The sequence below is a fragment of the Streptomyces sclerotialus genome (genome assembly GCF_040907265.1).
Classification (GTDB): domain Bacteria; phylum Actinomycetota; class Actinomycetes; order Streptomycetales; family Streptomycetaceae; genus Streptomyces; species Streptomyces sclerotialus.
Map to the genome: position 1 here is coordinate 6,941,842 of NZ_JBFOHP010000002.1, position 19,932 is coordinate 6,961,773.

16 protein-coding genes are annotated in these 19,932 nt (G+C 72.7%); 4 read left to right on the top strand and 12 right to left on the bottom strand.

The genetic code is table 11. The annotated features are described in order from the left end of the window. Positions 1–205 precede the first annotated feature (205 nt). Positions 206–1,498 (top strand): YeeE/YedE family protein, encoded by a 1,293-nt coding sequence (locus AAC944_RS30585; RefSeq protein ID WP_030620601.1) that lies wholly within the window; start codon positions 206–208, stop codon positions 1,496–1,498. Positions 1,499–1,574: 76 nt separating this feature from the next. Here AAC944_RS30585 and AAC944_RS30590 read toward each other — a convergent pair whose 3' ends face one another. Further along, positions 1,575–3,752, bottom strand: a complete 2,178-nt coding sequence (locus tag AAC944_RS30590; RefSeq protein ID WP_030620604.1) for an OmpL47-type beta-barrel domain-containing protein — start codon at positions 3,750–3,752, stop codon at positions 1,575–1,577. Beyond that, a complete protein-coding gene (locus tag AAC944_RS30595; protein ID WP_078888811.1) occupies positions 3,752–6,229 on the bottom strand; it encodes a ThuA domain-containing protein in 2,478 nt (825 codons plus the stop codon). The genes AAC944_RS30590 and AAC944_RS30595 overlap by 1 nt, the downstream gene beginning before the upstream one ends. Positions 6,230–6,424: 195 nt before the next feature. On the opposite strand from AAC944_RS30595, the gene AAC944_RS30600 reads away from it, so the two are divergent. Both AAC944_RS30600 and AAC944_RS30605 read left to right on the top strand, forming a co-directional pair. Next, a complete protein-coding gene (locus AAC944_RS30600) occupies positions 6,425–7,414 on the top strand; it encodes a multicopper oxidase domain-containing protein (RefSeq protein ID WP_030620610.1) in 990 nt (329 codons plus the stop codon). 71 nt (positions 7,415–7,485) lie between these two features. Further along, positions 7,486–8,793, top strand: coding sequence for a DUF5005 domain-containing protein (locus AAC944_RS30605; RefSeq protein ID WP_030620613.1), 1,308 nt, complete (start codon positions 7,486–7,488; stop codon positions 8,791–8,793). 3 nt (positions 8,794–8,796) lie between these two features. Here the strand turns inward: AAC944_RS30605 and AAC944_RS30610 are convergent, their stop codons facing one another. The 7 genes from AAC944_RS30610 to AAC944_RS30640 all read right to left on the bottom strand — a co-directional run bounded on the left by AAC944_RS30610 (position 8,797) and on the right by AAC944_RS30640 (position 15,242). Then, on the bottom strand, positions 8,797–10,449 hold the full coding sequence (locus AAC944_RS30610; protein ID WP_051872154.1) for a GMC family oxidoreductase: 1,653 nt from the start codon (positions 10,447–10,449) through the stop codon (positions 8,797–8,799). Positions 10,450–10,525: 76 nt separating this feature from the next. Next, positions 10,526–11,158, bottom strand: a complete 633-nt coding sequence (locus tag AAC944_RS30615) for a hypothetical protein (protein ID WP_051872155.1) — start codon at positions 11,156–11,158, stop codon at positions 10,526–10,528. Then, the gene (locus tag AAC944_RS30620; RefSeq protein ID WP_030620621.1) at positions 11,155–12,696 is read right to left on the bottom strand and encodes an ATP-binding protein; all 1,542 of its coding nucleotides are present in this window, start codon (positions 12,694–12,696) and stop codon (positions 11,155–11,157) included. Before AAC944_RS30620 ends, AAC944_RS30615 begins: the two co-directional genes overlap by 4 nt. Next, entirely contained in the window at positions 12,693–13,400 is a 708-nt protein-coding gene (locus AAC944_RS30625; RefSeq protein WP_030620624.1) for a response regulator, read from the bottom strand. Before AAC944_RS30625 ends, AAC944_RS30620 begins: the two co-directional genes overlap by 4 nt. Before the next feature lie 144 nt (positions 13,401–13,544). After that, positions 13,545–13,952, bottom strand: coding sequence for a spore wall synthesis regulator SsgD (ssgD, locus tag AAC944_RS30630; RefSeq protein WP_030620627.1), 408 nt, complete (start codon positions 13,950–13,952; stop codon positions 13,545–13,547). Between the two features lie 280 nt (positions 13,953–14,232). Next, on the bottom strand, positions 14,233–14,646 hold the full coding sequence (gene ssgD, locus AAC944_RS30635) for a spore wall synthesis regulator SsgD (protein WP_030620630.1): 414 nt from the start codon (positions 14,644–14,646) through the stop codon (positions 14,233–14,235). 350 nt (positions 14,647–14,996) lie between these two features. After that, a complete protein-coding gene (locus AAC944_RS30640) occupies positions 14,997–15,242 on the bottom strand; it encodes a DUF2630 family protein (RefSeq protein WP_030620632.1) in 246 nt (81 codons plus the stop codon). A 325-nt stretch (positions 15,243–15,567) separates the two neighbouring features. On the opposite strand from AAC944_RS30640, the gene AAC944_RS30645 reads away from it, so the two are divergent. Then, positions 15,568–16,611, top strand: coding sequence for a WD40/YVTN/BNR-like repeat-containing protein (locus tag AAC944_RS30645; RefSeq protein WP_368396531.1), 1,044 nt, complete (start codon positions 15,568–15,570; stop codon positions 16,609–16,611). 101 nt (positions 16,612–16,712) lie between these two features. On the opposite strand, the gene AAC944_RS30650 is transcribed toward AAC944_RS30645, so the two are convergent. The 3 genes from AAC944_RS30650 to AAC944_RS30660 form a co-directional block, all read right to left on the bottom strand. Continuing rightward, positions 16,713–17,219: a MarR family winged helix-turn-helix transcriptional regulator gene (locus AAC944_RS30650; protein WP_030620639.1), complete on the bottom strand. Its 507-nt coding sequence runs from the start codon at positions 17,217–17,219 to the stop codon at positions 16,713–16,715. A 216-nt stretch (positions 17,220–17,435) separates the two neighbouring features. Continuing rightward, positions 17,436–19,214 carry an FUSC family protein gene (locus AAC944_RS30655; protein WP_030620641.1) on the bottom strand — a complete coding sequence of 593 codons (1,779 nt, stop codon included), beginning with the start codon at positions 19,212–19,214 and terminating at the stop codon, positions 17,436–17,438. Between the two features lie 326 nt (positions 19,215–19,540). Then, entirely contained in the window at positions 19,541–19,861 is a 321-nt protein-coding gene (locus tag AAC944_RS30660) for a hypothetical protein (RefSeq protein ID WP_030620644.1), read from the bottom strand. Positions 19,862–19,932: the final 71 nt, after the last annotated feature.

Sequence of the window (19,932 nt, forward strand, 5' to 3'; positions counted from 1 at the left end):
CGTCATTCGAGACAACGTTACGTGCGGCTTACAGCCGGTATTACCGTGGAGCGCATGTTCGGACCCGCCAGTGTGCTCACGCTCGCGCTCTTCGCGGCGACGCCGTGGGACGTCGACGACGCGCTCTGTAGCCGCTGACGCCCCCAGGTCCGGCCTGTTCTTCCGGTACGCCCGCCCGTATCGCACCCCTCCCACGGAGACTCACGTGACGACCGCTCCCCCCGCCGGGGCGGCCGGGGCCCCGCCCCGTTCCAGCGCCCTGCTCACCCCGGCCCCCACCCGCACGCCCGCGCCCGCCGCCGAGCCCGCGCCGCCCGTCCGCCGCACGCCCCTGGTGGTCGCCGGCCTGATCGGTGCCGGTCTCACCGCGTACGTGTGGACCGCCAACGGCGCCAAGCCCGGCATCCTGCTGCTCCTCGGCATCGCCCTGGGCTTCGCCCTCTTCCACTCCCGCTTCGGCTTCACCTCCGCCTGGCGGCAGCTGATCGCCGTCGGCAACGGCACCGGGCTGCGCGCCCACGCCCTGCTGCTCGGCACCACCGCCACGCTCTTCGCCCTGGTGATCGGCACCGGCACCGGACTGTTCGGCTCGGTACCGGCGCCCAGCGCCGGACCGCTGGGCGTCGCCCTGCTGGTCGGCGCCTTCCTCTTCGCCGTCGGCATGCAGCTCGGCGGCGCCTGCGCCTCCGGCACCCTCTTCGCCGTCGGTTCAGGGCAGAGCACCATCGTCCTCACCCTCGGCGGATTCATCGCCGGCTCGACGCTGGCCGCCTGGCAGTGGGACCTCTGGCGTGACCTGCCCGCCTTCGACCCGGTGCTCTTCTCCGACCACCTCGGCTGGGGCGGCTCCTGGGCCCTCACCATCGTGCTGCTCGCCGTGGTCGTGCTGGTCTCCCGCCGCGTCCAGGCCCGCCGCAACCCGCCGCCGCTCGGCACCCCGCCGTCCGCGCGTACCTCCCTGGCCCGCGTCTTCCGCGGCTCCTGGTCCCTGTGGGCCGGTGCGCTGGCCCTCGCCGTCCTCGGCGCCGCCGTCCTGCTGGTGTCGGGCGGCGCGTGGGGCGTGACCAGCGCCTTCGCGCTGTGGGGCTCGAAGCTGGTGGGCCTGCTCGGCGGCTCCCCGGAGCACTGGGCCTTCTGGCAGGACCCGAAGAACGCCGCCTCGTACGCGGGCCCGGTCCTGGCCGACAAGACCAGTCTCACCGACATCGGCATCATGATCGGTGCCGCGGTCGCGGCCGCCGCGGGCGGCGTGTGGAAGCTGCACCGCGGCATCCCCGCCCGCACCGCGCTCGCCGCCGTGCTCGGCGGCATCCTGATGGGCATCGGCGCCCGCATGGCGGGCGGCTGCAACATCGGCGCGTACCTCGCCGGCATCGCCTCCGGCAGCCTGCACGGCTGGATCTGGGGCGCGGCCGCGCTGGTCGGCACCTGGGCGGGCCTCCGGCTGCGCCCGGCCTTCGGCCTCGGCAACCCCAAGCCGGGGGACGGCGTCTGCTGACCGCCTGACACGGACGAGAGCGGCGGTCGCCGGGAGGATCCCGGCGGCCGCCGTCGTCACCGTGAGTGCCGGGCGCTCACAGCTCCTGGATGCGGATGTTGCGGTACGAGATGACATCGCTCGTACCGTGGACCTGGAGGCCGACGTAGCCGGAGGCGTAGCGCCGGCCGTCGGTGCCCGGGTCGTCGTCCCGCGGCGGGTAGAAGGTCTGCCCGCCGGTGTTGTCGAACTCGTTGATCAGCTTGCCGTTGCGGTAGATCTCGTAGTGCTGGTCGACCACCCGGATCTCGTAGTCGTTCCAGGTGCCCTTGGGCGTGACGCCCGCGCCGCCGAGGCCGACCCGGTCGAAGCCGTAGACCGACCCCGTCTTGTACATGTCGCCGTCCGGCCGGTCCAGGATCTGGACCTCGTGTCCGTACTTGATGGCGACCCACTCGGGCCGGGACTCCTCGGGGTGGTCGTGGACGTCGGGGAAGCGGACGAAGACCCCGCCGTTGGCGTTGCCGGTGCCCGGCGCGTCGTCCCGGAACTGGAGCTTCAGCGAGAAGTCGTCGAAGCGCCGCTCGGGGAACCACAGCATCCCCATGCCGTCGACCGTCGTACTGCTGGTCATGGCGCCGTCGCCGGTGAGCGAGAAGGCGCCGCCGCCCACGTGCTGCCACTTCTCGAAGGACGCCTGCGTCCCGTCGAAGAGGTCGCGGTAGCCGGTGTGCTGGCCGGGCTTGCCGATGCCGGACTGGCGGGCCGCCCTGTTGATCGCCCGGTACTCCCGCTTGTCGATCACGCCGTCCTTCCGGAGCTGGTCCGTCACCTCGGTGACGTGCTTGAGGAAGAGCGCCTGCGAGGACCAGTCCTTCTCGTCCTCGATCAGCTCGTTGATCGTGCAGCGGTTGCCGGTGATCCGGTTCGGGACACCGGTGTCGACCGTGCCGACGATGACGGTCAGCCGCTCGTCGAACTCGGGGCAGGGCGGTGCGGGCACTCCGCCGCCCGCGACGACGTCGAAGGAGACCGTACGGGCCGGCGAGGTGTTGCCCGCCTTGTCGGTCGCCCGGTGCGCGAGCGAGTGGTGGCCGGTACGGTCCACGACGACCGGCGCCTCGTACGCGAGGTACGGGCCGCCGTCGAGGGAGTACTCGACCTTCGCCACGCCGCTCTCCGCGTCGGTGGCGGTGACGGTCACCTTGGCGCTGCCGACGTACGCGCCGTCGGAGTTCTTCTGCCCTTCGGTCTTCGCCGCGGTCTCCGGGGGCGTGGTGTCCTCGGCCGGCGGCTCGACGACCGTGAAGTCCACCGACTTCTCCGCCGCCGCGTTGCCCGCCTTGTCGGCGGCGCGGTAGCGGACCTTGTGCGCGCCCACCTCGTGCACCATCACCGGCGCGGTGTACGGCTGCCACTCGCCGTCCCCGAGCGCGTACTCGATGGTGTTGACGCCGGACCCGGTGTCGGAGGCGGTGACCGTCACCGTCGCCATACCGAGGTAGGCGCCGTCCGCGTTCTTCTCACCGGACACCGTCGCCGAGGTCTCCGGCGGGGTGGTGTCGTTCGTGTCCGGTGCGACCACCGTGAAGTCGGCGGACTTCTCCGCCGCGACGTTGCCCGCCTTGTCGGCCGCGCGGTACCGGATCTTGTGGGTGCCGGCCTGGTCGACGACGAGGGGCGCGGTGTACGGCTGGAAGCCGCCCTCGCCGACCGCGTACTCGATCCGGTCCACACCCGAGCCCGCGTCGGTCGCCGACAGGGTCACGGTGGCGCTGCCGACGTACGCGCCGTCCGCGTTCTTCTGCCCCTCGACCTTCGCCGAGGTCTCCGGCGCCGTGGTGTCCTCGCCGCCGCCCTCGGTGACGACGAGGACGCCCTGCATCGTCTCGTGGCCGGGGATCGTGCAGTGGTAGCGGTACTTGCCCGGCGTGAGCGTGACCTCGGCGGTGTGCTTGCCGCCGGAGGAGTCACCGGGGTTCGCCAGGATGTTCAGGCTGACGTCCTGGTTGTACTCCGAGTCGGAGGTGACGAAGGTCAGCGTGTGCGGCATGCCCATGGTGTTGCCGGTGGCCTCGCTGTTCTCGAAGACGATGGTCGCCTTCCCGGCCACGGCGGTGGTGGGCGCCGAGGTGTACTTCGTGATGTCGTCGCCCGCCGTCCAGGTCAGCACCTGCTGCTCGGCGACGGGCGCCGGCTGCCCGTACGCCGCGGTGGCGCCGACGCCGAGCAGCAGGAGGAGGACGGACAGCAGAGCGGTCAGCCGCCGGTTCATCAGGCGTCCTTCCGGGCCAGGTCCGCGGGGAGCGGAGTCGCCGGGCCGCCGTGGTACGTGATGTGCCACAGCGCGGACTTGTCGTCGGAGGTGAAGAAGCCGCGCCCGTAGTCCAGGACGTAGAGCGAGCCGTCGGGCGCGAACGTCCAGCCCATCAGGTTGCGGATGCCGTCGGCACCGACCGGCACGATCTTGTCGAGGGACTCGGCGTGCACGGGCAGCCCGCCCGAGCCCACGGTCTTCGGGTCCATCACGACCGCGTTCCGCGGCTGTTCACCGTCGTAGAAGTCGCCGACGAACCACTTGCCGTCCCAGTACGCGGGCCAGGCGTCCTCACCCGCCGTCTTCGCGTCGTAGCGGTAGACCGGGCCGTCCATCGCGGCCTGGCCGCCGCCCTTGAGCCAGGGCAGCAGGAACTTCTGCTCGGCCTTCTTGTAGCTGGGCACGCCGTCGGCACTGCGCGGGAAGTCGGGGCCGCCGCCGGCGGGGGAGTACCAGATGTTGTTGGGCTCGGCGGGCGGGATGTTGACCAGCCCGTCGTTGTTCGGCGACTCGTTCTTCAGGTTGTCGCAGTCGTACCAGCCCAGCGGCTTGCTCGGGTCCGGCAGACTGCGGTCGCGGTAGGGCTGCGCGTTGCCCATGCAGAACGGCCAGCCGCGGTTGGAGGCATGGGTGATCGCGGCGAACGTGTCGTACTTCGCCGGGCCCCAGGTCTCGCTCGGCTCGGTCGCGTCCGGGCCGACCCAGCCCGCGTAGAGCGTGTCGGTCTTCTTGTCGACGGAGATGCGAGAGGGGTTGCGGACGCCCATGACGTAGATCTCGCCGCGGGTCTTGCCCCCGCCCTCGTCGGTCTCCTTGCCGGTGAAGAGGTTGCCCTCGGGGAGCGTGTACGTGCCGTCGTCCTCGGGGTGGATCCGCAGGATCTTCCCGTTGAGGTTGTTGGTGTTGCCCGCGGTGCGGCGGGCGTCGGCGAACGACACGCCCTTGAAGTCCGGCTCCGGGTTGTTGCCGGAGTAACCGTCGCTGAACTGGCTGGAGTTGTTGTCGCCGGTGGCGATGTAGAGGTTGTCCTTGGAGTCCCAGGCCATGCCGCCGCCCGCGTGGCAGCAGCTGTGGATCTGCACCGGCCACTTCAGCAGGACCTTCTCCGAGGACATGTCGAGCTTGTTCGTCTTCGGGTCGAGGTGGAAGCGGGAGACGCGGCGCTCGGCCATGTGCGTGTCGCGGTCGATCCGCGAGTGCGGCGTGTAGTGCAGGTAGACCCAGCCGTTGTCGGCGAAGTCGGGGTCCAGCTCGATGCCGAGCAGCCCCTCCTCGTTCTTGACCAGCTCGTCGCCGCCGCCCTTGTTGCCGAAGACGGTGACCTCGCCCGCGAGGGTGACCTGCTTCGTCTTCGGGTCGTAGACGTGGACGGTGCCCTTGCCCTTGCCGATGTCGGGGTTGTTCCAGTCGGTGATCACGGGCGCGTCCGAGCCCTCGCCGCCGCGGCCGATGTAGAACACCCGGCCGTCCTGCGCGGTCACCACGCCGTGCGGCTCGCCGATCTGGTCGTGCTGCCCCGGCTGGTTGGGCCGGGTGACCCGCTCCGCCTTGTAGTGCGAGGCGATGGTGGCCTGGCAGTCGGCGCGCGCGAGCCGGGTGGTCCACAGCAGCGCGCCGCGCAGATGGGCCCGGAAGTCGGTCTCCTGGAAGCCGGCGGCGGTGCCGCCCATGCCGGTGTAGAAGGACCGTCCGCCGTCGTAGTCACGGCACCAGGAGATGGGGTGGTCGGCACCGTTGGCGCCGGTGCCCGGCCGGAAGGTGTTCTCCCGTACCCGGGCCACGGTGTGCACCGAACCGCTCGGGTTCTGCGCCCAGTTGAGCCACTTGTCGGGGCGCTTCCACTCCAGCGGGAGGCTCTTGGTGGCGGGGTGCTCGCGGTCGCCGACCTCGACGGTGGCGCGCTGGACGGTGCCCGTGCCGCCGGTGGGGCGGGCACCGATCAGGCCGGTGAACCAGTCGGAGTACGGCTCGGCGCGGGCCGCGTCGTGGATGCCGACGAAGCCGCCGCCGGCCTTCATGTAGCTCTCCAGGCCGGCTTCCTGCTCGGGGTCGAGCACATCCCCGCCGCCGGTCAGGAAGACCACCGTGTTGTACCTTCCGAGCTTGGGCCTGGTGAAGACCGAGGCGTCGGCCGTGGCGTCGACGGTGAAGTGCTCAAGGGCCGGTCCCTGCCGGCCGATCTTCTCGATCGCCTCGATGCCGGCGTTCACCGTAGGCGGTTCCTCGCCGGCCGAGCCGTGGAACACCAGCACACGGACGTTCTCCCCGCCCGGCGGCGACGGCAGGGCGAGCTTGGGTACGGACGGTTCCGGCGGCACACCGGCCAGTGCGGGGGTACCGCCCAGCAGGGCCGCCGCGACGGCCAGGGCCGACAGGCCGGCCGTCCGTCTCCACCGTCCGGTGGTGGAGGTTTTCCGACGTGGTGCGCGACGCATTGGTTCACCCACCCCTCTGAGGACACAGCTGTGAGCACACAGCAACAGCCGACGAAGCTAGACCTCTTTCGGCGGTCCGCCAATAGCTATGACCGCAAGTCAACAAACTTTGTCCTGACCGTGGATAAACGAAGATCACGGCGCTAGCGTTCCGGACGGCTCACTGCCGAGAGCGCTTTCTGCGAGGGGAGCACGATGACCGAGAGAGACGGAACTTCCGCCGTGCAGGGGGCGTTGAGCCGCCGGCTGTTCGCCGGCGGAGCCGCGGTCGCGGCACTCGGCACGGTCGGCGTGGCCGTCGGGGCCACGGCCGCTCCGGCAGCCGCCCGTGCCGCCGGCTCCGTCCGCAGGGCAGGCGCCGGCGGCGAGGTCAGGCACATGAAGCTCTACATGGAGAAGCTCCCCGACGGGCAGCTCGGGTACGGCCTGGAGAAGGGCAAGGCCACCATCCCCGGCCCCCTCGTCGAACTGACCGAGGGCGACACCCTGCACATCGAGGTCACCAACACCCTCGACGTCGCGGCCAGCCTGCACGTGCACGGCGTGGACTACGACACCGCCAGCGACGGCACGAAGACGAACCGCAGCCACATCGAGCCCGGTGGCACCCGCACCTACACCTGGCGCACGCACAAGCCCGGCAGACGCAAGGACGGCACCTGGCGCCCGGGCAGCGCGGGCTACTGGCACTACCACGACCACGTCGTCGGCACCGAGCACGGCACCGGCGGCATCCGCAAGGGCCTCTACGGGCCGGTCGTGGTGCGCCGCGAAGGCGACATCCTGCCCGACCCGGACCGCCAGTTCACCATCGTCTTCAACGACATGACCATCAACAACCTGCCGAAGGGGCCCGACTTCAAGGCCACCGTCGGCGACCGCGTCGAGATCATCATGATCACGCACGGCGAGTACTACCACACGTTCCACGTCCACGGGCACCGCTGGGCCGACAACCGCACGGGCCTGCTGACGGGCCCCGACGACCCCAGCCAGGTCATCGACAACAAGATCACCGGCCCCGCCGACTCCTTCGGCTTCCAGTTCATCGCGGGCGAGGGCGTGGGCGCCGGTGCCTGGATGTACCACTGCCACGTCCAGAGCCACTCCGACATGGGCATGGCCGGCATGCTGCTGATCGCCAAGCCGGACGGCACGGTTCCCGGCCACGACGGGCACCACTGACGGGCCCGCCAGGGAGTGCTTCTCGGCACGCCCTGACCGGAGCGGGCGGCCCGGCGCGGCATGATCGGGGCATGAGCCGACCCGTCAGCCGGGTGTCCCGGCGCACCGCCGCCCTGGCGGCGCTGCTCCTCGCGGCCGTCGCCGCCGCCGTGCTCGTCGCCGTACCGACGGGCGAGCACGCGGCCCCCTGCACCGCCCGGAAGATCGCCTCCTGGACCCCCGAACCCCGCTTCACGGACGCCTTCGCCCGCTACGGCGACGACAACTCCCGGTTCGACGACTGGACCGGCGGCGACGGCACCCACTCCGTACGCCTCCCGGACGGCCGCACCCTCTGGCTCTTCTCCGACACCTTCCTCGACCGCATCCAGCCCCCGCCCAACCCCAAAGGGCAGTCGCACTCCTGGCGGACCAGGGCCGACGGCAGCGGCCCGCCCGGCCTGATCCGCAACTCCCTCGTCCTGTCGGGCGGACCGGGACGCCCGTACGACACGCTGATCCGCCGGACCCCGGCCGGGCCCGCCGGGTACTTCCCCGACCCGCCGCGCTCCCAGGGCCCCGCCGGGGCTTGGCGCTGGCCGGTGGCCGCGCGCGTCGAACCCCGCACACCCGGCTCGGCCGAACGCGTGCTCCGCGTCCTGCTGTGGAACCGCGCCCCCGGCGAAGGCCCCTGGCTCTTCGGCGAACCCCGCACCACCGAGGTCGCCACGCTCTCCCTGCCCCGGCTGCGCCTGGAACGCGTCACCACGGTCGGCGACCGTACGCCGGCCGCCGACCCCGGTGCCCGCGTGCTGTACGGCACAGCGGCCGTACCGTACGGGCGGCACACCTACGTCTACGGCGGCGACGCCCCCACGGACCAGCCGGCGGCCCAGGCGTACCTGGCCCGCGTCCCCACCGGCCGGCTCGCCGACCACCGCGCCTGGCGCTACTGGGACGGCCACGGCTGGCGGGCCGACCCCGAGCGGGCCGCGCCCGTCCTGCGCAACGACGGCCGGCGCGGCGTCGGCAGCGCTTACACCGTCGTCCGGGACGGCGGCACCTGGGTGCTGTTCACCATGGACGCGGCGGGCGGCGGCGGTCACGGCCTGGCCACCTTCACCAGCTACTGGTCCTGTACCGCGCACGGCCCCTGGCACGGCCCGAACGGCGCGGTCACCCCGCCCCGGCCGCCCGACCCCGCCGGGTCCGCCGAGCGCACCGCGGTCTACAACCCGCAGGCGCACCCGGAGTTCACCGGCCGGACCGGCCTGCTCCTCAGCTACGACGTCAACACCCTCGGCCCGCCCGGCACCCATGCGACCGGCGCGGTCAACGACGACGTGTCGCTGTACCGGCCGCGGTTCCTGCGGGTACGGATGACGACGGACCCCGGCTGAACCTCACGCGCGCGCGACCTCGCCGTACCTGATCAGGTCCGCGGCGCGCTCGGCGATCATCACGGTCGGGGCGTTGGTGTGGCCCCGGGTGATGCGCGGCATCACCGACGCGTCCACCACCCGCAGGCCCGCGACGCCCCGCACCCGCAGCGCCGGATCGGTCACCGCGTCGTCGCCCGTCCCCATCCGGCAGGTCCCGACCGGGTGGTACAGCGTCTCCGCCAGCGCCCGCACCGTGGCCTCCGTAGCGGCGTCGTCCTCGCTCGCCCGCCACGGCGGCAGCGCCCCGCCGACATGCGGCCGCAGCGCCGCGCTGCCGAACAGCTCCTCGGCGAAGCGCACGCCCGCCACCATCCGCCGCAGGTCGGCCGGTGCGCTCAGATACGCGGGCTCGATGCACGGCGGCGCTGCCGGATCGGCGTCCGTCAGGGTGATCCGGCCGTGGCTCTCCGGCTGGAGCAGGATGACCCCGATGGTCACGCCGTGCTCGGCCGGCGGCGTCAGGCCGTGCCGGACGAACGGCACCGGCGCGAAGATCAGCTCCAGGTCCGGCGCCGGCATCCCGGACTCGCTCCGGATGAACGCCACGGCCTCACCGACGTTCGACGTCAGCGGCCCGCGCCGGGCCAGCAGATAGCGCGCGATGTTGGCGGGGGTGTCCGCGCCGGTGAGCGTCACCGGATGCACCGCGTACCGCAGTACCGGCACCGACAGGTGGTCCTGGAGATGCCGGCCGACCCCCGGCAGGTCGGCCACCGGTGTGATGCCCAGCGCCTTGAGCTCGTCGGCGTCCCCGACGCCCGAACGCAGCAGCAGCTGCGGCGAGCCGATCGCCCCGGCGCTCAGCAGCACCTCACGGCGGGCCCGCAGCACCCCGTCCGCCAGCTCCACCCCGCAGGCCCGGGCGCCGTCGCCGGCGCCGGCGAAGAGGACGCGGCGCGCCTCGCTGTCCGTGAGCACCGTGAGGTTGGCGCGCCGCAGCGCGGGCCGCAGGTAGCCGTCGGCCGTGCTCCAGCGCCGCCCGCGCCGCTGCGACAGCGGAGTCGCCGCACAGCCGCTGTGATCGGGCCCGTTGAGCTCCGGCAGCCGTGGCAGACCGGACTCCGCACACGCGTCGAGGAAAGCAGCGGAGAGCGGGTGCAGGTCACGCGCGGGGGAGATCCACAACGGGCCTGCCGAGCCGTGCACCCGCTCCCGTCCCTCCACCACGTTGAGCGCGGGCGCCGGCGGGCCGGCCCACCGCTCGGCCCGCCGGAAGTAGCGCACGACCTCGTCGTAGCCCCACCCCTCGCCGGCCTCCGCCGCCCAGGCGTCGTAGTCGTCTCGGTGGCCGCGCACCCACATCATCGCGTTCAGCGAGGACGAGCCGCCGAGCGTGCGGCCGCGTGGCCAGTACAGCTCCCGGCCGTTCAGCGCGGGCTGCGCGGTCGTGGTGAAGTCCCAGTCGTACGCCGTCTTGAACAGCTTCGGGAAGGCGGCGGGGATCCGGACCTCCTGCCGGCGGTCGGGCCCGCCCGCCTCGATCAGCGCGACCCGCACCGTCGGGTCCTCGGACAGCCGGGCGGCGAGCACACAGCCCGCCGAACCCGCCCCGACGACGATGTAGTCGTACGTTCCCGAAGCCGCGTTCCCGCGCGCCGCTGACCGCCGTACCATCCGCAACTCCCTTGCCCCGTCGGCATGGTGACCGGAGTGATCGCCGGAAGCAGCGTAGAGGAAGCGGGCCGCCGGGTCAGGAGCGCACGGACGGGGTGGCGGTGCCGGACGGGGAGGCGGTGGGGGCGCCGGACGGCGTTTCCGTGGGGGAGGCGCTCGGGGACGCCGACCGCGGAGTGAGGTACGGGTAGGCGTTGTTGCCGCCGCAGACCAGCGGGCCGACCTCCACGCCCTTGCCGCGCACGGTCACACCGATCTCCTCCGGCTGCCGGCCGCCCGGCACCTGGCCGTTGGCCGCCGTGCACACCAACTGGCTGAGCGCGGGCTGGTCCAGCCGCTCCGGATCGGCCGGCACGGTGATCGTGATACGGCCGTCCCGCGGGGTGACGGTCACCCGGTCGCGCAGGTCCGGCAGCGCGGTCGTCAGGCCGCGCTGCCGCTCGGCGGCGTTCGGCCCGGCCAGCAGCAGGTCGACGGCGCGCTGCGGCGTGGCCGGGCGCTCGGCGGACCGGGCGGCGGCCCGCAGCCCGGTGGACGCGAGGAAGAACAGCTGCACGTCGGCGGGTTCCTGGCCGTCCGACTTCAGCCCGGTCGCCGGCTCCCCGGCGTCGATCACATCACTGGGCTCGATGCCGCATCCCGCGAGCGCACCGGCCAGCAGCGCGGCGAGGACGGCGGCCACGGCCGGCGTACGCGTGCTGCGGCTCATGCTTCCTCCTCACCGGACCGGTCCGCCTCGCTCATGTCGTCCAACTCATCCGTCTCGTCCGCCTCATCCGTCTCGTCCGCCTCGTCCGCCTCGTCCGTACGCAACGGCAGGTCGATGGTGAACACGGCGCCACCGTCCGGGGCGTTCGCGGCGCGCAGGGTGCCGCCGTGCAGCCGTACGTTCTCCCTCGCGATCGCCAGCCCCAGACCGCTGCCCTCGGACCGGGCCCGGGCCGAGTCGGCCTTGTAGAACCGGTCGAAGACGTGCGGGAGCACCTCCGGATCGATACCGGGACCCTGATCCGCCACCTCGATCAGCAGCCGGCCGTCCGCCGGCGCGTGCAGCCGCACCGCGACCGGCTCGCCCCCGTGATGCAGCGCGTTGCCGACCAGATTGGCGACCACCACGTCCAGCCGGCGCGCGTCCAGCCGTGCCCGCACGTCCGCCGTCAGGTCGGCCGTCACCCGGCCCTGCCAGGCCCTGGCCTGCAGCGTCTTGCGGATCGCCTCGGCGACGTCCACCTCGTACGCATGGAGCGCCGCGGCCCCCGCGTCGAACCGCGAGATCTCCATCAGGTCCTCGACCATGCGGGCCAGCTTGCCGGTCTCCTGGCTGATCAGCCGTACCGCCGACGCGGTGTCCGGGTCCAGCGCGCCGGCCTCCGCGTCCTCGTCCAGCACGTCCGTCACCGCGGTCATCGCGGCCAGCGGTGTCCGCAGCTCGTGCGAGACGTCCGCCGCGAACCGCCGCGAGTTGGACTCCAGCCGGCGCAGCTCGGCGACGTTCTCCTCCAGATGGGCCGCCATGTCGTTGAACGTACGGGACAGCTCGGCCAGTTCGTCCTCGCCCTTGACCTCCAGCCGGGTGTCCAGCTTGCCCTGGGCGATGCGCCCGGCGGCCTGCCGCAGCTTGCGTACCGGCCGCAACACGCCACGCGCCGCGAACAGCGCGGGGACGAGGGCCAGCGCCAGCACCGGCAGCGCACCCCGCTGCGCGGCGCTCACCAGCTCCTCGACGTTGGCCTCCTCGGCCCGCAGCGGCAGCCGCGCGTACACCGAGAGCTTCGACGGGGCGTGGTCGTGCGCCCGGGTGACCGGCATGCCGATCAGCAGCCACGGCTCGCCGTCGCGCTCGACCCGCTGGAACGCCGGTACGTGGCGCCGCTCCACGGACTCGCGCAGCGCGTCGGGCACCGCGACCGCCGCGTCCGAGCCGTTGTCCGGTACGCCTTCGTAGTCCGCCTCGACGTCCCAGTCCCGGGCCTTACCGGACCGGTCCAGCTGCCGCGCGAACTCGTCCAGGTCGGCCCGGCTCGGCGGCACCGGCAGATCGGGCGCGAGCGAATTGATCTGCGCCCGCAGGTCGTTGATGGCGGTGTCCTGCGACCGTTCCAGGATCGCGTTCCGGGCCTCACGGTAGGTGAGCGCGGCAGTGGTCAGCGCACTGACCGCCGCGACCAGCAGGAACGCCACGACCAGCCGGGCCCGCAGGCCGCGCAGCAGCGGCCGCAGCCCGGCCCGGCCACGGACGCCCGTCACAGCGGGCCGAAGCGGTAGCCGAAGCCGCGGACCGTCTGGACGTACCGCGGGCTGCGCGGAGTGTCCTCGATCTTCGTCCGGAGCCGCATCACACACGCGTCCACCAGCCGCGCGTCTCCGTGGTAGCCGTGCTCCCACACGTGCTCCAGCAGCTGCTGGCGGCTGAACACCTGCCCGGGCGCCGCCGACAGGAACAGCAGCAGCTTCATCTCCGAGGGCGCCAGTGCCAGGTCCTGACCATTCTTGGTCACCACCAGCCCGGCCCGGTCCACGACCAGTTCACCGTGTGCCTCCACCGGTGCGGGACCCGGCTCGTGCGGGCCCGGTTCACCGAGCGCGGGCGGCGCCGTACGCCGCAGCACCGCCCGGATACGGGCCTCCAGCACCTCGCCCCGGGCGGGCTTCACGATGTAGTCGTCCGCGCCGGCCTCCAGCCCGAGCACCACGTCGAGGTCGTCACCGCGCGCCGTGAGCATGATGATCGGCAGCTGCCGGTCGGCCCGGATGCGGCGGCACACCTCGAAGCCGTCCTTGCCCGGCAGCATCAGATCCAGCAGCACGATGTCCGGCCGGAAGGCCGGCAGCGTGGTCAGCCCCTCCTCGCCGCTGGCCACGGCCGCCACGTCGTGCCCGCGCCGCCGCAGCGCGAGCGAGACCCCGTGCCGTACGGCGGCGTCGTCCTCGATGAGCAGTACTCGTGGCATGCGACCAGTATCGGTACGTTTCTTGACGGGTCGGTAACAGGGTCTGGTCCGGACGGGTCGGTAACAGTGTCTGGTCCGGACAGGCCGGCGACAGGGGCCGCTCTCGACCGGTCGGTGACGTACCCGCCGCGCGACGCGTCCCGCTCAGCCCTCCCCGAGCAGTTCGGCGAGGCCGCTGTCCACGTCGAGCAGCTCCTCCCCGGCGGGCACCGCCTCGTACGCCCGCGCGAGGAACCGCCGGATGTCGGCGGAGCTCATCTGCACCATCGCGACACCGTCCGCCACGTGCAGCTCCAGTACGGTCCGGTCCTCGCCCAGCGGACGCACCCGCACGTCTCCCGTACCGGACCGTCCCCGCAGCCCCTCGGACAGGAGCTCCCGCGCGAACGTCCACTCCACCGCCGCGCCGTCCAGCGAGATCTCCGGCGGGAAGGACATCCGCACGGCCAGTGGATCGGCCGGGTGGTAGTGCAGGGTGGCGGGTACCGGACGCGACCCCGGCGCCGTCGCGATCAGACGGACCTGTACGGCGTGGTCGATGGCACTCTGCATCGCGGCTGCTCCCTTACGGCTGTCGGGTCATGGGCATGGCCGGGTCTGCGCACGGCTCACACAGTTAGACGCTGTGCCCGGGTGAGCCGTGCATGTGACAGGTGTGTGATCTATGTCATGTCAGGTGTGATCCCTGTCGTCTGCGGGGTAGGCGCCCTTCTTTGGACACCCGATGGTGAGGATGTTTCAGGTACGGGATATCAGGTACACGTGAGGAACGTTCCTCCGGGGTGGCGGGTTCCTGCTGCGCGTTCCTCGCCTCACGCCTCGCGCAGCAGGGTCACGCCTCGCGCAGCAGGGCCGCGAGGTCGGCGTCCACGTCCAGGTAGTGGGTCTCGCTGCCCCGGGGCACCACCAGATACGTACTCGACAGGAAGCGACGCAGATCCGCCGAGGCGAACCGGACCATCGCCACGCCTTCGGCGGCGTGGAACTCCAGCATCGTGTGGCGCGGCCCGCACGGCCAGGCGTGCACGTCGCCGTCCCCGGACGGCGACCGCATCCCCTCGGCCAGCAGTTCCCGGCCGAACGTCCAGCGGACCTCCGCGCCGTCCAGGGAAGCCGCGGCCGGGAAGATCGCCTGCACGGCGAACGGATCACTGCTCTTGTAACGCAGCCGAGCGAGGACGGCGCGCGACTGCGGTTCCGTCGCGATGAGGCCGGCCTGAACAGCGTGGTCGATGATGTCCGGCATCGTCGGCTCCCTGGTGTCCGGTGCGGTTCCTTGCCTCTACGACATCTATGACGGCGGCATCGTTACGGCAGTGCACCGGATTTCCGCGTGAGCTGCGTCACGGGCTCCTGAGGGGGTGGGCAACTGCGCCCCGCGGTTCCGCTCCGGCCCCTCCGCAGCACGGCAGCGGCCGCTCAGCGGCGCCGCGCCGCCGCCGGCCGGCCCCCTCTGCGCGCCGTCGGCCCGGAGCGGATCGACGTGTGCTCCGCTGCTTTCGGTAGGCGTGTGGCCACCCGCACCACGATCCGGTACGCAGAACGGACGGCACCTGTCGCCGTACGTGCGTAGACGTTGCGTAGGTCCGGCCCGTCCTACGACCGGTACTGCTCCACCTGGGACGACGGGCGGACGGCCGCCTCGTCCGGGTTCTGCCCGAACTCGCTCTTGGCGCGCCGCTGCCGCAGCAGGTCCCAGCACTGGTTGAGCGCGCGTTCCAGCGCGGCCAGCTGAGCACGCTCCTCCTCGCCGCCGGTCTCCTCGGCGGCGATGCGCTCACGCAGCGCCCGCTCGGTCTCCACCATCGCCGAAATGCGCGTAAGGATCTCTTGCTGGTCCATGGGTCACTCCTCACTGGCGGACAAGCCCCAGGGCCTTACGGCTCACTCTAGGAACCGGCGCCGGGCCCCGCGATTCGGCGCGGCCGGGCCCTGGACGCTGCTCCCGGAGGCGGCTAGCTTCCTGCGGGATCGTGGCAGCGGCAGGGGAGCGGGGGACTCATGGGAAAAGTGCGGCGGACCGGTCGGTCCTTCCCTTCGGCCGCTGTGACGGCCGCCGTCTGCGGTGTGCTGCTCGCCGTGGCCGCGGCCACGGGGCCGTCCGCCGCGGCGCAGGCGTCACCACCGCCCGCCCCGCCCGGGAGCGGGGGAGGGAGCGGAAGCGCGAGTGCGGGGGGCGGGAGCGGGGGCGAGTGCCGCCGCGAGGCCGGGAGCCGGCGGCTGGGTCCTGCGCCCCACCGGTACGGACGCCCGTTTCCGCGGCCTCGCCGCGGTCAGCCGCCGCACCGCCTGGCTGGCCGGTACGGAAGGAACCGTGCTGCGCACCCGCGACGGCGGCGCGACCTGGCGGAACGTCTCACCGCCCGGCGCGGAGGGGCTGGAGTTCCGGGACGTCGAGGCGTTCGACGGGCGGCGTGCCGTGGTGCTGGCGATCGGCGAGGGCGAGGCGTCGCGGATCTTCCGCACCGAGGACGGCGGCGCCACCTGGACGGAGAGCTTCCGCAACACCGATCCGCGTGCCTTCTACGACTGCATGGCCTTCTTCGACACCCGGCACGGCCTCGCGGTGAGCGACCCGGTCGACGGGAAGTACCGCATGCTCGCCACGGGCGACGGCGGCCGCAGCTGGCGCGTGCTGCCGTCGGGCGGCATGCCGGCGGCACAGCCCGGCGAGGCGTCCTTCGCGGCCTCGGGCCAGTGCCTGGTCACGGCGGGGAGCGCCGCCCCGGTGCGCCCCGGCGGTGGCCGGGACGTATGGCTCGCCACCGGCGGCGCGGCCACCGCGCGCGTCCTGCACTCCGCCGACCGCGGCCGTACGTGGAACGCCACCGGCACACCGGTCCCGGCCGGCGACCCGGCGCGCGGGGTTTTCGGCCTCGCCTTCCGCGGCCGTGCGCACGGCCTGGCCGTCGGCGGCGACTACCGCCCCGGTGAACCGTCCCCCGAGGCCGCCGCCGTGACCGACGACGCGGGCGAGACCTGGCGTACGGCGAGCACCCCACCACCCGCGTACCGCTCGGGCGTGGCCTGGCTGCCCCACTCCCGGCACGCGGCGCTGGCGGTCGGCCCGACCGGCACCGACCTCACGACGGACGGCGGCCGCACCTGGCGCACGCTCGACACCGGCTCGTACGACACCGTGAGCTGCACGCGGGACCTGGCCTGCTGGGCGGCGGGGGAGCGGGGGCGGGCGGCGGTGCTGCGCGGCTGATGTCGCGGTCCCGCGGGCGGCGGTTCCGTGGACGGTGGTTCCGTGGCTGGTTCCGTGGACGGTGGTTCCGTGGCTGGGTTCCACGGACGGTGGTTCCGCGGTCAGGTCCGTGGGGCGCCCAGTCGGCCTTCGAGGTGGAGCAGCAGGTCGGAGAGGGCCGTGGAGAGGTGCCCCAGCTCCTCCCCGGACAGGCCGGACAGCAGGCTCGACTCGAACGACAGCTGATCGGGCAGCAGCCGGTCGATCAGCTCCCGGCCCTCGTCGGTGAGGCTGAGGTGGGCGACCCGGCGGTCACGGGCGTCGGGCCGCCGGGCGACCAGACCGCGCTCCTCCAGCAGCCGCAGCCGCTTGGTCACGGCGGCCCCCGAAGCGAAGGTCTCGCGGGCGAGCTGCCCCGGAGTGAGCTCACGTCCGGTACGCCGAAGGGTGCCGAGGATGTCGAATTCGGCCCGGGTCAGTCCCTCCTGCACGAGGGGCGCGTCCACCGCCTGCTGGAGCAGCGCGGAGCAGCGGTTGAGCCGGCCGATCACGGCCATCGGCCCGGTGTCGAGACCGGGATGCACCTGCTGCCACTGCCGCAGCACCCCTGCGACGATGTCCTCGGCCACGCTCAGCTCTCCTTCGTCCGGCCGTTCCTCGCGCCCATTCCCCGCGCGACTTCCGCTCTTCCGCGCGCGCATCTTCCGCGCTCGCTCATTCTGCCCACCGGAGACCGGTACCTGTCCGTCCTGGCCGGGCAAAGCCCGCCGACGCCCTCACCGGCTCACCGGCCCATCGGCTCACCGGCCCATCGGCTCACTGCCCCATCGGCTCACTGATCCCCCTCACGCCGCCAGGGTCGGTGCGGTGAGGTGCTGGACGAGGCGGGCGAGGGTGCGGTGGCCGTCGCGTTCGGTGAGGGTGACGCGCTCGGCGGGCAGCGCGCGCTGCCACCACTCGCCGGAGGCCACCTCGACGGCCTCGCGCAGCTCGACCAGCGCCGCGGCGAGCCGGTCGCGTGCCCAGCCCGCCTCCTGGTCGTCCGGCTGCTCCGCCGCGAGCACCGCGTCCGCCGCGTCCTGGGCCGCGACGACGCGGCCCATCGCCGCCTCGATGCGGTCGGTGGCCCGCCGGTTGGTCACCAGCACGCAGCAGACCAGCCCGATGACCCCGCCGACCACCGTGTCCACCCAGCGGTCGCGTACCAGGACGCTCGCGGGCAGAGCGTTGCCGAACGAGGTGAGCAGCAGCGCCATCGGTGTCACGCAGACCGAGCCGAGCCAGTAGTTGCGGGGGATCCACGCCTCCGCGCCCACCTGGAAGAGGAGCACCAGCAGCACCATCGCGAGGTGTCCGGTGTGGATCACCGGCAGCAGCGCGGTGAACAGCAGCAGCCCGAGCAGGTTGCCCAGGGCACGCTGTACGGCGCGTTGCCAGGAGAGTGTGATGTTCGCCTGGAAGACGGAGGCCGCAGTGACGACCGCCCAGTACGGGTGCTCGGACCCGATGGCCATGGAGGCCCAGCCCGCCAACGTACAGCCGATCATGACGCGCGCCCCGACCGGCAACAGCGGCGACCCGGGCCGCAGCTGCGCGAAGACGGCGCGGAAGCCGCGTGGATGATCGGGGGACGGATGCCGCAGATCCAGCTCGGCGCCCTCCTGGTCGGCGGCGATGCCGGCCAGCTCCGCGGCCTGTCCGGCGTCCAGCGCCACCTCAGGCAGCGGCCGCCCACGCCGCAGGTCCCGAGCCCAGGCCTCGAAACGCTCGGCATCCGCGGCACGGTCCCCGGCGGGCGCGTCCGCAGTACGGACCCCGGCGGGCGCGTCCGCAGTACGGACCCCGGCGGGCACGTCCGCAGTACGGACCCTGGCGGGCACGTCGTCGCTATGGCTGCCACCGGCGGGCGCACCCGCGGCGGCCAGGGTGGATTCGGCCTGGAGGAGCAGCCGTTCCAGGCGGGCCCTGGCGGTGTACTTGGCCGTGCTGCGAGCCGGTACGAGGAAGATCGTCTGCCAGGCGGCGTTGACCGCGGCGGCGGTGGCGTGGCGGGGGCCCGCGGTGGCGTCGGGCGCCGCACGCAGCAGCCCGGCCGCCGCCTCCAGGGCCCGCGCGGTGGCGATCCGCTGCGGTCCCTCCGGCCGTACGAGCCACGGCGCCATGCACACCAGCCAGGCGACGGCCCCGCCTCCGACGGCGAGCAGCAGATGGAACGGTATCTGGTCCGGCCGCTGCGGCACGAAGAAGGCCGAGGCCGAGATGAAGGTGATGATGAGGTTGCCGGGCGGCCCGATACGGGTCGCGTCGCACATCATCCTGTGCACCGCCGCCAGCGCCGAGGCGATCAGGACCAGCAACAGCGTGTGGTCGATGAAGGACGAGCTGACCAGGCCGACGGCGAGGCTGGCGATCATGGCCAGGACCACCCAGGCGACGGTACGGGCGCGCGCGGCGTACGGCTTGCTGTGCCCGTACAGCGCGCACATCGCACCGGCCGAGGTGTAGAGGACCAGGTCCATCCGGTCCATGGCGAGCAACGCCAGATCGGGTACGGCGAGGGCGGCGGCCGCACTGAAGGCGGGCTTGTGCCAGTGCCGGGTCTCCAGCGGCCGGCGCAGCCGCACGGTACTCCTGACCGGCAGCGGCCGGGTCCGGATCGTCTGCCCGGGGCTGACGCTGGTGGTGCTTCCCGTGCGTGCCGCGCTCTGCGTGCTCTGCGTGCTCTGCGTGCTCTGCGTGCTCTTCGTGTCCCTCTGTCCCAGTCGTCTCGGTCTAGCGTGCTTGCCCATACATAAATATTAGCCGGTGTTTTACCTGTGAAGGATTGGCGTCGCGAGGGCCTGGGGGTGTGGCGCCCGGGGCTCGGGGTCCGGGGGCGGGGTTCTCGGGGGCCGGGGCGGGGCGCCCGGGGTTCGGGGTGCCCCTGGCCCGGCGCGGCGGTGGGCTGGGCTCAGCAGGAGCGGTTCTTGACGTACAGCGCCCGCGGATCGCGGTCCGTCCCGTAGCGGACGCTCTTCGTCGCACCCTTCTTCAGCCGGCCCCGCGTATCGGGACGCCAGGGAACGACGACGGTGTAACAGGCACTCCGCTTGGCGCACAGGTTCTTCAGCCGGACGTACCGCTTGTGCTTCTTCGTGAAGTACTTCGTCACCTTGACGCACTGCGGCACCCGGTGCTGCCGGGAAGCGGCCGAGGCGGACTCGGCCGACACGATGCCGAACGTGCCGCTCAGTATGGCCGCCGTGATGGCTATGGCCAGAAATCTACGCATGGGTCCCCCCGTGATCTGTCCACTTGACTATCGCATTTTCCGCGAGCCGGACAAGGGGTGCCCCACCGTAC

Coding starts and splice junctions, on each gene's coding strand:
- ssgD (WP_030620630.1), bottom strand. CDS start 14,646: ATGCCGGACATCATCGACCACGCTGTTCAGGCCGGCCTCATCGCGACG.
- AAC944_RS30660 (WP_030620644.1), bottom strand. CDS start 19,861: ATGCGTAGATTTCTGGCCATAGCCATCACGGCGGCCATACTGAGCGGC.
- AAC944_RS30595 (WP_078888811.1), bottom strand. CDS start 6,229: ATGCGTCGCGCACCACGTCGGAAAACCTCCACCACCGGACGGTGGAGA.
- AAC944_RS30640 (WP_030620632.1), bottom strand. CDS start 15,242: ATGGACCAGCAAGAGATCCTTACGCGCATTTCGGCGATGGTGGAGACC.
- AAC944_RS30610 (WP_051872154.1), bottom strand. CDS start 10,449: ATGGTACGGCGGTCAGCGGCGCGCGGGAACGCGGCTTCGGGAACGTAC.
- AAC944_RS30615 (WP_051872155.1), bottom strand. CDS start 11,158: ATGAGCCGCAGCACGCGTACGCCGGCCGTGGCCGCCGTCCTCGCCGCG.
- ssgD (WP_030620627.1), bottom strand. CDS start 13,952: ATGCAGAGTGCCATCGACCACGCCGTACAGGTCCGTCTGATCGCGACG.
- AAC944_RS30590 (WP_030620604.1), bottom strand. CDS start 3,752: ATGAACCGGCGGCTGACCGCTCTGCTGTCCGTCCTCCTCCTGCTGCTC.
- AAC944_RS30625 (WP_030620624.1), bottom strand. CDS start 13,400: ATGCCACGAGTACTGCTCATCGAGGACGACGCCGCCGTACGGCACGGG.
- AAC944_RS30605 (WP_030620613.1), top strand. CDS start 7,486: ATGAGCCGACCCGTCAGCCGGGTGTCCCGGCGCACCGCCGCCCTGGCG.
- AAC944_RS30600 (WP_030620610.1), top strand. CDS start 6,425: ATGACCGAGAGAGACGGAACTTCCGCCGTGCAGGGGGCGTTGAGCCGC.